Annotated in this window: 10 protein-coding genes; 5 read left to right on the forward strand and 5 right to left on the reverse strand. The window is 72.0% G+C overall.

Annotation, left to right across the window (positions count from 1 at the left end):
- Nucleotides 1-161: 161 nt before the first annotated feature.
- From IEY91_RS15055 to pgfA, 4 genes are all read right to left on the reverse strand, one after another.
- Complete coding sequence (locus tag IEY91_RS15055; RefSeq protein ID WP_189174313.1) at nt 162-4,946, reverse strand: alpha-(1->3)-arabinofuranosyltransferase; 4,785 nt, start codon at nt 4,944-4,946, stop codon at nt 162-164.
- The gene (locus IEY91_RS15060) at nt 4,943-5,662 is read right to left on the reverse strand and encodes a class I SAM-dependent methyltransferase (RefSeq protein WP_164325371.1); all 720 of its coding nucleotides are present in this window, start codon (nt 5,660-5,662) and stop codon (nt 4,943-4,945) included. Before IEY91_RS15060 ends, IEY91_RS15055 begins: the two co-directional genes overlap by 4 nt.
- Nucleotides 5,659-6,834 (reverse strand): glycosyltransferase family 4 protein, encoded by a 1,176-nt coding sequence (locus IEY91_RS15065; RefSeq protein ID WP_189174314.1) that lies wholly within the window; start codon nt 6,832-6,834, stop codon nt 5,659-5,661. The genes IEY91_RS15060 and IEY91_RS15065 overlap by 4 nt, the downstream gene beginning before the upstream one ends.
- Before the next feature lie 336 nt (nt 6,835-7,170).
- Nucleotides 7,171-8,205, reverse strand: a complete 1,035-nt coding sequence (gene pgfA / locus IEY91_RS15070; RefSeq protein ID WP_189174315.1) for a cell envelope lipid trafficking protein PgfA — start codon at nt 8,203-8,205, stop codon at nt 7,171-7,173.
- Nucleotides 8,206-8,458: 253 nt separating this feature from the next.
- Between pgfA and IEY91_RS15075 the strand changes: the two genes are divergently transcribed.
- The 3 genes from IEY91_RS15075 (at nt 8,459) to IEY91_RS15085 (ending at nt 10,819) form a co-directional block, all read left to right on the forward strand.
- Nucleotides 8,459-8,611: a hypothetical protein gene (locus IEY91_RS15075; RefSeq protein ID WP_189174316.1), complete on the forward strand. Its 153-nt coding sequence runs from the start codon at nt 8,459-8,461 to the stop codon at nt 8,609-8,611.
- 125 nt (nt 8,612-8,736) lie between these two features.
- Complete coding sequence (locus IEY91_RS15080; RefSeq protein ID WP_189174487.1) at nt 8,737-9,939, forward strand: PucR family transcriptional regulator; 1,203 nt, start codon at nt 8,737-8,739, stop codon at nt 9,937-9,939.
- 121 nt (nt 9,940-10,060) lie between these two features.
- Nucleotides 10,061-10,819, forward strand: coding sequence for an SCO2400 family protein (locus tag IEY91_RS15085; RefSeq protein WP_189174317.1), 759 nt, complete (start codon nt 10,061-10,063; stop codon nt 10,817-10,819).
- A gap of 3 nt (nt 10,820-10,822) precedes the next feature.
- On the opposite strand, the gene IEY91_RS15090 is transcribed toward IEY91_RS15085, so the two are convergent.
- The gene (locus IEY91_RS15090) at nt 10,823-11,290 is read right to left on the reverse strand and encodes a MarR family winged helix-turn-helix transcriptional regulator (protein ID WP_164325379.1); all 468 of its coding nucleotides are present in this window, start codon (nt 11,288-11,290) and stop codon (nt 10,823-10,825) included.
- Nucleotides 11,291-11,438: 148 nt separating this feature from the next.
- On the opposite strand from IEY91_RS15090, the gene IEY91_RS15095 reads away from it, so the two are divergent.
- Nucleotides 11,439-12,473 carry an NADP-dependent oxidoreductase gene (locus tag IEY91_RS15095; RefSeq protein WP_164325381.1) on the forward strand — a complete coding sequence of 345 codons (1,035 nt, stop codon included), beginning with the start codon at nt 11,439-11,441 and terminating at the stop codon, nt 12,471-12,473.
- Nucleotides 12,474-12,595: 122 nt separating this feature from the next.
- The gene (locus IEY91_RS15100; protein WP_164325383.1) at nt 12,596-13,024 is read left to right on the forward strand and encodes an organic hydroperoxide resistance protein; all 429 of its coding nucleotides are present in this window, start codon (nt 12,596-12,598) and stop codon (nt 13,022-13,024) included.
- Nucleotides 13,025-13,037 lie beyond the last annotated feature (13 nt).

The raw sequence follows: 13,037 nt of genomic DNA on the forward strand, positions 1-13,037 counted from the left end.
GCGCGGAGGCGGGGTGTTCCGGGGCGGTCATGGTGCGGTGTCCTCTCCCGTGCGGGGGTCCTTTCCCGGGTGAGTGCCCCGTCGGGGGCGGGTGCCCTCGTTGGTGGGGGTGCTTTGTGCCGGGGTGGAGCCCTGCACGGAGGCGGGGTGTTCCGGGGCGGTCATGGTGCGTTGCCCTCTCCCGTACGCGGGTCCTCGCCCGAGCGCGTACCCCGTCCGGGTCCCGTGCCCTCGTCCGTGGTCGTGCCCTCTCCCGGGACGGAGTCCTCCACGGGGGCGGGGTCGTCCTTGCGCAGGGGGTCGGGGCCACGGGCCGAGAGGGTCGGTCCGGCTTCGTACGGAGGGAGCTGCTGGGTGGGGTCGGTGTCGGGGGCGCCGGGGTCGGCCGGGGCGCCCGACGGGGGCTGACCCGCGCCGCCCCAGCCGAAGTCCCGGCCGGAGGCGGGGGCTTGGCCGGACGCCGGGTCCGGGCCCTCGCCCGGCCCCGAAGCGTGCTCGGCGCCCGACCCCTCGTCCCCGCGCCTGCGGTGCGGCAGCGGCGGCGCGCCCGTCGGTGCGCCCAGGTCCCGGTCCGGGCCGAGCGGCATCGTGGTCGCGTCGGGGGAGCCGGTCGGCTGGGGCGGAACGGGCGGGGTGCCACCCGGGCCACCGGGACCGGCCGGACCACCGGGGCCATCGGGACCTGACGGGCCACCGGGCCCACCAGCACCAGCCGGACCAGCCGGACCACCGGGCCCACCAGGACCAGTCTGGCCACCGGCAGCACCGGCCAGCCCACCGGCCCCGACTCCCGCAGCCACACCGGCCCCGCCGTCACCCGGCCCCCGCACACTCACCAGAGCCGCGAACAACCCGATGAACGCGAGGACTTGGGCCGCGTGCCCGAACGCACCCTCGTCCGCCGCCACGGCCTCACCCGCGCCGGTCGCCGCCGCGATGCCGGCCCCGGCCATCGCCAGGAACGCCACCGGCACGAGCAGCGTGTGCCGTCGCCAGGCGAGCAGCGCAAGGGCGGGCACGAGCAGTGCGAACCAGCCCGCGACGACCACGCCGATCAGCGTCAGCGCGATCGTGCCGAGCACCAGGCCGGGCGCGGGCGGCGCCAGGTCGGGCCCGTCCGGGTTCGGCTCGCGGCGCCGCACGAACACGAGGGCCACCAGGGCGAGGACGCCCACTCCGCCGCCGATGAGCCCGGCCTCGTACGCCGTGGACGGCTCGTAGACGAGCTTGAGCTTGCCGCCCTCGCCTGCCGGTACCAGCCAGCCCTGCTGCCAGCCGTCGAGCCGCACCGAACGCAGCTCCTTGCCGTCCAGGGTGGCCTTCCAGCCGTCGTTGACGTTCTCGTACGTCGTCAGGTACGAGGCGGCGCCGTCGCCGACGGTCACCTCGCGCCGGTCGCCCAGCCAGTCGTCGATCTTCAGCTCGCGCGAGGTGGATTCGATGGCGCCAGGGGTGCCGCGCGTCAGCGAGACGTCGGTGACGGCGAGCGGACCCCCGTCACCGGCCTCCACGCGGTGCTTCCCGGCGGCGAGCTCCACCGACCGCTGCTTCTTGCCGTCGTCGCACAGCGTCAGCTCGACGGGCCGCCGGTCCACCAGGTCCCGCACGGTGCCCTTGGCACTGGACGAGTACAGCTTGCCGTCGACGGACACCGCCGGGCCCTCGCCGCAGGCGAGTTCGAAGGTGCGGCTCGGCGAGGGCTGCTTGGTGCGGTACGCGTCGAGCGCGGGGACGTAGGCCTCGGTCAGGCCGACGGGCAGCTGCAGCTTCTCGTCCGCCACCGGGTTGTGCAGGGTGAGCGGCGCCGTCTTCGTGATCGTGATGTCGAGGCGGTCGGTGGTGATCGGCGTGAAGCGGGCGTTGCCGTTCTCGTCGACCCCGGCGGTCGCCGCGCCGTCCGGAGAGCTGATCTCGATCTTCTCCGGCCGGGACGACAGGCCGCCCGCGGGGGGCAGGACGATCTCGCCGACGGGCACCTTGCCGGGCCACCGCAGATGGATGACCGGCCGGTCACCGGCGATCCAGGCGGTCGTCAGGTCGCCGTCGGTGAGGTTGCGCGCGGACAGGCCGTTGCCCATGCCGGACGTCGAGTCGGCGCTGGCGATGATCTGCTGGCGCTGGTCGGGGGCGACCTTGTAGAGCAGCTCGTCGAGCGCGGAGCCGGGGGTGGCGACCGCGCTGGCCTTCACCTTGTAGTCGCCGTCGGCCGTGGTGGTGAACTTGCGGTGCAGCCCGGCCTCCGCGGTCACCGGCGACAGACCGCTCTGGTCGGCCGAGCGGTGCATGGAGTACGTCGTGGCGTCCGCCTCGGCGTCGTCGCCCTCCCTGCCCACGGTGTCGGAGGGCATCTTCAGGAGCTTGGTGATCTGCACCTTGGGGATGCTGATCTCCGCGAACCCGGCGCCGGTCAGGCCCTTGGTGGCGACCTGCGCGTCCTCGATGGTCAGCTTCACCCAACTGGTGTCGCCCGCCTTGGCCTTGACGCGCTGCGTCGTGCCGTTGGCCTGCAAGTAGGTGGTGGCGCTGCCCTGTTCGGTCTCCACCCGCACCTTCGTCGGCGCGGAGCGCACGCCCTGCTGCGGCAGCGGCGTCACCTTGAACGAGGACGGCACGGCCGTCTTCTTGGTGAACTCCGCCTTGATCCACTCACCGTCGGGGCTGCCCGGGTTGCCCTCGGTCCAGGCGGTGTCCGGGTTGCCGTCGAAGGCGTTCACGGGGTCGTACTGCGGCAGGTGGAAGAGCCAGTTGCCATAAGAGGAGGCCGTCACGGACTTGGCGCCGCGCAGCTCGGCCGTCGTCTGGTGCTCGACGCCCTTCGTCGGCAGGATCTGGCGCGGCTTCTCGCCGCCGTCCTGGAGCGCGTCCGGCGCGTTCTTCTCGTCCTTGGTGTACGTGTACGACGTGTTGGTGTTGACCAGGCCGAAGCGGGTGTCCGCGCGCCGCAGCCCGTCACCGACCGCCTGCAGGCCGGGCGGTGAGCCGAGCCCGGGGTGGTTGTCGCCGGTCAGCACGGCGGGACGGTCCTTCATGTCCGGGTCGGCGGACAGCGGGAGCAGCGCCTCGGGGCCGCCGCTGACGACGGCCGTGTTGGACACCGGCTTCAGGCCCGCCTGGCCGGGACGCGCGGCGTCCTTGCCCGGCGCGTAGATCTCCACCGCGCGCTGGCGCGGGTAGAGGCCCTCGACCTGCACGGGCGTGTCGTCGGCGATCCGCCCGCCGGTCTCCTGCGGCCCGAACCCGGTGACCCGCGAGAACCCGGACTCCTCCAGGGTGCGCTTGACGGTCGCCGTCGGGACGTAGCCGATCTGGTCGGGGTCCAGGTCATTGCGTACGACGACGTAGTACATGCCCGCACGCGTCAAGTAGTCGCGCAGGCCCGGGACTTCGCCGCCGGTCATCAGGGCGTTCTCGACGGCGTCCATGGCGCGCCGGTTGCCCTTGGTGCCGAACGGCACGTAGTCGCGCTGCGCCCAGCGGGAGTCGGCGAGCACGTCGAGGGGCTGGTCGATGGGCGAGCCCCAGGTGTAGACGCCGTGCGCGGTCGCGGGCACGACCAGGGCGCGCGAGTCGGGGGAGTACTTGTCGAGCCAGTCGGCCGTCGCGTCCCAGTAGTCGGGGAGCTTGTTGAACGAACCGGGCTGCAGGATCGAGCCGTTGAGATACGGCCACGCGAGCCCCGGAAGCACCAGGGCGGCCGCCACAAGGGGCGCGTACCGCCGCCCCCGCACCGGCCGCGCCCCGCGCGCCCGCGCCGCCATGCCCACGAGATGCGCGAGGCCGAAGGCGAGGGCGAGGGCGAGCCCGGTCTGGAACTTGTAGATGTTGCGGAACGGCACGAGCCCGCCGTTCAGCCAGTCCTGCACGGTGCCGTGGAAGGGCCCGCCGAACGCGCCGCCGTACCCGGCCAGGGTGACCAGGGCGACGGAGACGACGGTGAGCACCAGCCAGCGCCGCTCCGGCAGATCGCGCCGGGCGAGCCCGGCGAGGCCGAGGGCGGCGGCGAGCGCCGAGCACACGATGGGGACCACGGCCGTCGCGACGGTCCAGCCGGCGGGCAGCCAGGCCTCGCCGAAGTGGAGGTACGCCACCCAGTTACCGGCGCCGCGCAGTGTCTCGGTGGCCGACATCGTGCCCGTCGTGGTGGCCGAGTTCTCCACGTACGGAAGGAAGTTCTCGCCGTAGAAGCCGAGCAGCAGCAGGGGCACCACCCACCAGGCGGTGGCCAGGACGACGCCCGGCACCCACCAGGTGATCAGCTTGCGCTTGCGCGGGCCGTTCGGCCGCGAAAGGAGATAGAGGGCCACGGGCAGCAGCGACGCCAGCGTCGACGCCGCGTTCACGCCGCCCATGAACGGGATGAACAGGGCGGAGCGGAACGCCGCGATCCGCGCGGTCACACGGGCGTTGGTGAGCGGGATGAGCACCCACGGCAGGAACGCGCCGGGCAGCGCCGCCGCCGACGTCGAGCCGACCACGACGGTGAACGTCGGCCACAGCGCGTACACCACCGCGCCGAGAAGGCGTGAGCCGTGACTGCCGATGTTCAGCCGCTCCGCGAGCCGCAGCGCGCCCCAGAAGGCGACGGCGACGATCAGCGACATCCACAGCCGCTCGGCCAGCCACACCGGCAGCTGCACCAGGTCGGCCAGGGCGTAGAACGGCAGCATCGGGAAGGCGTAGCCGATGTACTGGTCCTGGATGCCGCCGAAGCCGCCCCGGTCGTGCCAGAGCTGGCCGAGGTCGGACAGGAACTGCCAGGGGTCGACGGCGACACCGAGCTTGGTGTCGAACGTCATCCGCCCCGGCTGCACGGCCAGGAAGCACACGAGCACCACGGCCCAGAACCCGGCGAGCCAGCGCCGTGAGCGCGGCCCGCGCCCGGGTTCGGGCGCGGGCGCCGTCGGCTTCAGGGCCGCCGGGGGTGGGGACTGGACCGTGGTGGTCATGGACACCGCCTGAGGATGAGGAGGAGGTTCCAGGTGGCGACTTCGCGCACGCCCGGTACCTTCGCCACCGTTTCGGCCCAGAACGGCCAGTACCGGGAGCGGGCCGAGACGACCTGGACGTCGTCGCGGGCCCGCACCTGTCTGAGCGTGGGTCCGACGTGGTGCGCGAAGAGGTTCTCGCCGAGCTTGTGCTTGGCGGGTCTGCCAGTGCGGCGCTCGTAGCGGGCGCGGGCCCGCTCGGCGCCGAAGTAGTGCAGGGGCGCCCACTCGTGGCCGCCCCAGGGGGAGTACCAGTTGGTGAACGCCACGTAGATCAGTCCGCCGGGGCGGGTGACGCGCACCATCTCGCTGAGGAAGGTCTGCGGGTCGTCGACGTGCTCCAGGACGTTCGAGGAGAACGTGACGTCGGCGACGCCGTCACCGAGCGGCAGCAGATAGCCGTCGGCGACCACGGAGCCCTCGGGGGGCTTCGCGCCGAGTTCGGCCGGGTCGGGCTCGAAGAGGAAGGCCTGCGCGCCGCGCCTGCGGAACTCCTCGGTGAAGTAGCCACCGCCGCCGCCGACGTCGACGACCACCCGGTCCTTGACCGGAATGTGCCGTTCGACCTGGTCGGCGGCGTCCCTGGCGAGCAGCGCGTAGCACCGCTCGGGCTCCTGCTGCTCCCGCAGGAAGGCCCGGAACAGGGATATGGAGCGGCGCAGCGACGGGTCCTTCACACAGATCCCTTCGCTTTCGCCGGCGGCTCGTAGGCGGCGACGGCCTCCGCGGCCACCGCGCGGAACTGGCGGACGGTGTTCGTCCAGCGGAACTGCGCGGCGCGTTCCGCCGCGGCCTTGCCGAAGGACCGGCGCCGCTCGGCACTGAGCGCGAGCGTGCACCAGGCGGCGGCGAACGCGCTCTCGCCGCCCGCGAGCAGCCCGGTCACGCCGTCCTCGATCGAGTCGCGTACGCCGGGTACGTCGAAGCCGATCGCGGGCGTCGCGCGCACCGCGGCCTCGGTGACGACCAGGCCCCAGCCCTCGACGGCCGACGGGTGCAGGAGCATCCACGCCTCGCAGAGCAGCCGGTGCTTCTCGGCCTCCGACACATGGCCGGTGAACTGCACGCCGGGGCCCGCGAGGCGTTCGAGACGCTCCCGCTCGGGCCCGTCGCCGACGATCACCAGACGGCCGCCGGTGACCGGGCGGACCCGCTCCCACAGCCGCAGCAGCAGATCGACGCGCTTGTACTCGACGAGCCGGCCCATGGCCAGGAACAGCGGTTCGTCGGACCGCTCGTGGAGCGGTCCCGGCTCCTCGACGCCGTTGTGCACGACGCGGATCCGGTCACGCTCGACACCGAGGTCCACCAGGGCCTTCTCCGTCGACGGCGAGACCGCCACCAGGAGATTGCCGCGCTGGGCGCCCGAGAGCGCCCAGTGCTCGAGGCGCCGCCCGAGGCGCGCGGCCGGGGCGAGCGCGCCTTGAAAGCGCATCGACCACAGCTCGGTGTGGACGTGGTTGACCAGGCACAGCGTGGGGCCGCGGTGCCAGAGCGGGGCGAGGTAGGGCATGCCGTTGCACACCTCGACCAGCAGGTCGCAGTCGCCGATCTGGCGCGTGAACGCCGAGCGGGCGCGCAGGTAGTGGCCGAGGTCGCCGCCCGCGGACACCACGCGGTAGTCGCGGTACGCGGCCGGGCCGCCGCAGAGCAGCGTCACCTGGTGGCCGTGGCCTGTCAGTCCGTCGGCCAGGCGGTCGACGAGGAGTTCGGAACCGCCCGCGGCCGGGTTGGCCAGGTCGCGGCGGGCGAGGAATGCGATCCGGCGCGGCTGCGGGGGGAGCGCCGGAAGGAGCCGCGCGGGCCGCGGAGCGACCGGGCGCAGCGACGACGGCACGTGCTGGGGCATCGGTGCTCCAACTCGTCTCGGGGTGCGGAACTGTGGGGGCTTACAGGTGGCTCCCGGGGTGGGGCCCGGTCGTGCGGGTGGTTCCGTTCGCTCTGGCCGTTCTGCGGCGCTGGGTCTCGCGGGGGTTTCCGCGGGTGGTGCGGGGCGGGGCGGGGACGGTGCGCGCGGGGTGGAACTCGGGGGACTGCGGGGGACTGCGGGGGTCGGGCTGCGCGACCGTTGTGCTGGGACTGTGCGGGGACTGTGTCTTGGTTGAGTGGATAGTTTTCGCCGCAAGGAACGGCGCGGCTACTCACCGGGGTGACAATTTCGGCCCTTCTTAGACCTGACGTCTCATCACATCGTGGTGGGTTGCAGGGAATTTGGGGACGTTTCGGAATGTGGACCGTTCGAATCCGGTCCTTCACCGTCCCTTCGCGCCCCGTTCGACCCCGATTCCCGGCCACGTACGACGAGGGCGCCGCCGAGCAGCGCGAGGGCGCCGCCGAGCACCACGGAGACCAGCGGGAGCGTCTCGCCCACCAGCTTCAGGCGCGAGCTGTCGTCGTCGGCCAGCTTCACCTGGGACTTCTGGGTCTTCTCGGTGAACCCGATGCGCTTGCTGTCGAGCAGTACCGTGACGTCCTTCTTGCCCCCGGGTGCCCGCAATGTCTTGCGAGGGCCGATCGCGGCGTAGATGATCCGGCCCGTGCGCTGGTCGGCGACCAGCTCGACGCCGTGGTTGGCGTACCACTCCTCGGCCATGACCTGGCTGCGCTTGGGCAGGCCGACCATGCGTCCCGGCACCTGCCGGGTGCCGGTCTTGGCGGCCTTCACGGTGCCGGTGAAGCGGAGGCCCTCGTACCCCTGGATCTTCTTCTTGCCGCGGTAGGCCAGCGGCACGGTGTCGCCGAGGGTGGGGTCCCACCACAGGTAGGTGCGCTTCTCGACGTCGAAGGGGAACTTCAGATACACCTCGCCCTCGAAATAGGGCTTTTCGCCGCAGCAGTGCACGGGCTTGTTGGTCTTGCGGTCGGTCACCCAGCGTTCGAGCGTCCACTGCAGAGAGTCATGCGGATCGGCCGCGGGCAGCGACTTGTCGGGGTCGATGGAGGTCGATACGTCCCAGACGGCCCGACCTGACTTCTCGCTGTCGGCGACGTCGCCGCGCACCTGCCGGGTGATGGTCAGGCGCTGTTTCTTGACGGTCTTGATCTTCTGGGTGTCGAAATAGCTGCCTGTGCCACGGAAGACGGTGATCTGGTCGATGTCGGTCGGCGTGCGCTTGGCGCGCGGCTCGACGTACCAGGCCAGCAGTGGTGCCAGGACAAGCAGAAAGGCGCCCAGGCCGAGCAGGACCAGGGACAAGGGCGATGCTTTGCGGCGCGTCATCCGGCGCTCCTGCCATGAGGACGTAACGGGGGACGATCGGTCAACTGTGGTGGATTGCCCACGAGTTGGGGACTGCTGCGGTGCTGTTGCCGCCGGAATGTCCGAAATGATGCGGCGCTGTTTCCACGGAGTTACTGACCCGTATGGGTCGCGAACGCTAGGCGGACCCTTGACGCAGTGTCAATGCGTTGTTGACACTGGGCACCTGCGGGGCGGGGTAGGGGACGACCTCCAGCAGAGAGGCTGACCCTGTATGCACCGAATGTTTGCCGCCACGCTGACCGTCGTGGCCGCCGCGGCTCTCGCCGTGGGCGCCGCGCTCGGCATCGTCGCGCTCCTGAACGCCACGCCCGACCAGCCGAACCGGCCGCTCGTGCACTACGAGACACCCGAGCGGGACCAGTGACCGACGTGGCCGCCGCCCCGAGAAGCGTGTCCGAAAGTGCCCCCGAGTCCGTTGACGCCGAGGGCGTCGTCGAGGGCGCCCCCGGGAGTTCCGGCTCCGAGTCGTCGCGCTCCGCCTGGCGGGACGTGCCGCCGCTCCAGGTGCGCCGGTTCGCCGCGCTCGCCCTGGAGGAGGTCCCGGTGCTCGCGCAGGACATCCTGCGAGAGATACGCGCCGAATATCCCGGTCTGCCCGTCGTCCTCGACGACTCCGGCGAGCCCATGGCGCTCGTCGGCATCCGCCGCGCCCTGGAGGGCTTCGTCCAGCAGCTCGCCACCCGCGAGGGCAGGCCGCGCTACCACCCGGAGGTCTTCCAGGAATTCGGCCGGGGTGAGGGCCTGCACGGCCGCAGCCTCGACTCGCTCCAGGCCATCTACCGCCTCGGCGTCCGCCTCGCCTGGCGCCGCCTCGCCGAGATCGGCCAGCAGACCGAGATCCCGCCGCCCGCCATGTACGAGCTCGCCGAGTCCGGCTTCGAGTACCTCGACGGCCTGGTCGACCAGTCGGTACGCGGCTACGCGGAGGCGGCAGCGCGGCAGGCCGGCGAACGTCTGCGCCTGCAACGCAAACTCATGGAGCTGCTGCTGTCCGAGCGACGCCCCGACACCTCCGCCGCCTCCGCGCTCGGCGCCGAGAACGGCCTGGACGAGCGGGCCGCCCGCGTCGGCTGGCAACTTCCCGAACGCGTCGCGGTGGGCGTGCTCCTGCGCCCCGCCCGCGAGGCCGTCGCGCCCGCCGTCGGCGAGGGCGTGCTGCTCGACATGGAGGCCGAGCAGCCCCGCATGGTCGTGCCCGACCCGGACGCCGCGGGCCGCCCCGAACTCCTGCGCCGCGCCATGACCGGCTGGTCGGGCGCCATCGGCCCGCCGGTGCCGCTGGCCGACGCCGCCAAGTCGCTGCGCTGGGCCGAGGCCGCGGTCGGCCTCATGGAGCGCGGACTGCTGCCCGCCGGCGAGGTCCTGTACTGCACCGAGCACACCGAGGCCCTCGTCCTGCTCCAGCCCGAGGAACTCATCGAGGACCTCTCCCGCCGCTGCCTGGCGCCCCTGGACCACTGCGGCCCGGCACACGGCCGCCGCCTCGCCCAGACCCTGCTCGCCTGGCTGGAGACCCGCGGCGGCGCCCCCGAGGTCGCCGCCCGGCTTGGTGTGCACCCGCAAACGGTGCGCTATCGCCTGCGTCAGATCAGGGAGCTGTGGGGCGACGAGGTGGACGACCCCGACCGCCGCTTCGAGCTGGAACTGGTGCTGCGCGCCCGCAGGCTGCGGGGCGAACTGGGCCGGACGTGACGAACCGGGAAGGTTCCCCGCCGCCCCGGACGCGATGACACGCCGGACGGTTCGGTTCCGCACACAACATTCACAGCTTCGGCTTCCTCCGTACCGGCCCGGGACCTAGCCTCCAAGCCTCATGGACTACTGCCACGCGTGCCACAGGCACCTCAACGGCGCCCTCGCCTGCCCGGGGTGCGGCACCCCGGCCGAAGCCTGTCGTGAGTACGCGGAGGCGCTCTCCGTCCAGGACGAGCCCGAGGACCTCGACGAGGCCGACGACGAACAGGAGCCGCGGAGCAGGGTCCGCGGCCGAGGCCGCCGCAGGGAACGCAGTCGCAAAGCCGCCCAGCACCGCCGCAGGCGCCGCAAGATCCTTCTGATCACCGCGGGCATCGTCCTCGCAGCGGGCGGACTGAGCCTCGCCGAACTCGGCACCGAGTTCGCCTCCGACGACCAGAAGACGGCGTCCGCGCCGGACCGCGAGGAGTCCTCGGACGACCCGTCGGACGGCTCGGGGAACGCCGACGGGGCATCGGACGCGGCGGGCGCGTCCGCGGAGCCGGTGTCGTCGTCCAAGTCGCCGTCGGCATCGGAGTCCGCAGCGGACAAGGACAAGAAAAAGAAGGACAAGGGCGACCGGGACGACGGCAAGGACGAGTCGAGCCCCGACGACGAGGACCGGCAGAGCGGCGGCGCCACCGAGGGGGCGACCGGCTCCGGCGGCACCTCCGGCGGCCCCGACCCCGAGCCCACCTCCGGCACCCCCACCACCAGCCGCCCGCAGGACCCGGACCCCGACCCGGACCCCTCCACCACGAAGCCGCCGAGCGACCCCCAGGAACCGGACCCGAGCCCGTCGGAGACGTGCGACAGGTTCCTGTGGTGGTGCACGTAAGACTCAGGCCCTGGGTGACTCCGCGTCCTCGCCGAGCATCCGCCGCAGCAGCCCGCGCAGCGAGACCCGTTCGTCCCGCGACAGCTCGGCCAGCGGCTCACGGGCGAAGTCCAGTGACTCCCGCAGGCTGCGCGCGGTGCTGAGCCCCTCCTCGGTCGGCGCCGCCAGCTTCACGCGCCGGTCGGCCGGGTCGGGCCGCCGCTCGACGAGGCCGCGCGCCTCCAGGCGGTCCACGATGCCGGTGACGTTCGACGGCTCGCACTTCAGCTTCCGCGCGATGCGGCGCATCGGCATGGGCTCGATCGAGAGCAGCCCGAGCACCCGCGCCTGCGCGCCGGTCAGCGCGTGCTTGCCCGCGGCGACCTCGTACTCCTGGTAGTAGCGCGCCACGACGTCGCCGATGAGCTCGACGACCTCGAGCGTCAGCGGATCGATGCGGGGGGCGGGCGTGCCGGGCTTCTGGGTGACCATGCCCACCAGGTTACCCATTTACTTGACAACATGAAATATCGAAGCGCATGCTTATTTCAGAACATGAAGCATTCCTGACGTGAGCCACGGCGTAGCAGCATCGCTGACCGCATCAGGGTCCGAGGCAAGTCTGAGGAGGACGCCACCCATGTCCGTCACCCCCGAGAAGCTCCCGGCCACCGGCCGCGCCTGGCACCTCGTGCGCCGCCCGCACGGCTGGCCGGTCCCGGAGGACTTCGCGCTGCGCGAGGCCCCGGTCGAGGCCCCGGCGGAAGGCCGCGTGCTGATCCGCAACCTCTACTTCTCGGTCGATCCGTACATGCGCGGCCGTATGAACGACGTCAAGTCGTACATCCCGCCCTTCCAGCTCGACCAGCCCATGGAGGGCGGCGCGGTCGGCGTCGTCGTGGCGTCGAACGCGGACGGCTTCGCGGCGGGCGACCACGTCCTGCACTTCGCGGGCTGGCGGGAGTACGCGTCGGTGCCCGCGCAGTACGCGACGAAGGTGGACCCCGAGGCCGCGCCGCTGTCGGCGTATCTGGGCGTGCTCGGCATGACGGGCCTGACGGCGTACGCGGGTCTGCTCGAGGTCGCGTCCTTCAAGGAGGGCGACGCGGTCTTCGTCTCCGGCGCCGCGGGTGCCGTGGGCAGTGAGGTCGGCCAGATCGCCCGCCTCAAGGGCGCCTCGCGCGTCATCGGCTCCGCGGGATCGGACGAGAAGGTCAAGCTCCTGACCGAGGAGTACGGCTTCGACGCGGCGTTCAACTACCGCGACGAGCGCCCGGTCGCCGAGCAGCTCAAGGAAGCGGCCCCCGACGGCATCGACGTCTACTTCGACAACGTCGGCGGCGAGCACCTGGAGGCCGCCATCAGCCGCCTCAACGTCCACGGCCGCATCACCATCTGCGGCATGATCGCGGGCTACAACGACACGGAGCCGACGCCGGGCCCGCGCAACATGGCCATGATCATCGGCAAGCGGCTGAGTGTGCGGGGCATGCTCGTCCAGGACCACCAGGACCTCCAGGCGGAGTTCGTCCGCGAGGTCGGCGCCTGGGTGCGGTCCGGTGAGCTCAAGTACAACGAGACCGTCTCGCCCGGAATCGAGAGCGGCGCCGAGGCGTTCCTCGGCATGCTGCGCGGTGAGAACACCGGAAAGATGGTCGTCGCGCTGAACGCCTGACGCACCACGGGGGAAGCGCGGACGCTTCCCCCTCCCCCTCTTCCGTAATCCGATAAAGTAATTCCACAACTGCCGGTCGGGCGGGCGCGCGACACGGCACACCCCAGGAGGAATCGGCACTTATGTCCATCCAGCAGATAGACGTCAAGTACACCGCCGTGGCCACCGCCGAGAACGGCCGCGACGGCCGTGTCGCCAGCGACGACGGCAAGCTCGACGTCGTCGTGAACCCGCCGAAGGAGATGGGCGGCAGCGGTGCGGGCACCAACCCCGAGCAGCTCTTCGCCGCCGGCTTCAGCGCCTGCTTCCAGGGCGCGCTCGGCGTGGTCGCCCGCCGCGAGAAGGCCGACATCTCCGGCTCGACCGTGACCGCGAAGGTCGGCATCGGCGCCAACGGTGCCGGCGGCTTCGGCCTCGAGGTCGAGCTCGTCGCCTCCATCCCCAACGTGGACGCCGCGACGGCCCAGTCCCTCGTGGAAAAGGCCCACGAGGTCTGCCCCTACTCCAACGCCACCCGCGGCAACATCAAGGTGGACCTGAAGGTCGCCTGAGCCTTCCGAAACA

It is taken from the genome of Streptomyces lasiicapitis (genome assembly GCF_014646335.1).
Taxonomy (GTDB): Bacteria; Actinomycetota; Actinomycetes; order Streptomycetales; family Streptomycetaceae; genus Streptomyces; species Streptomyces lasiicapitis.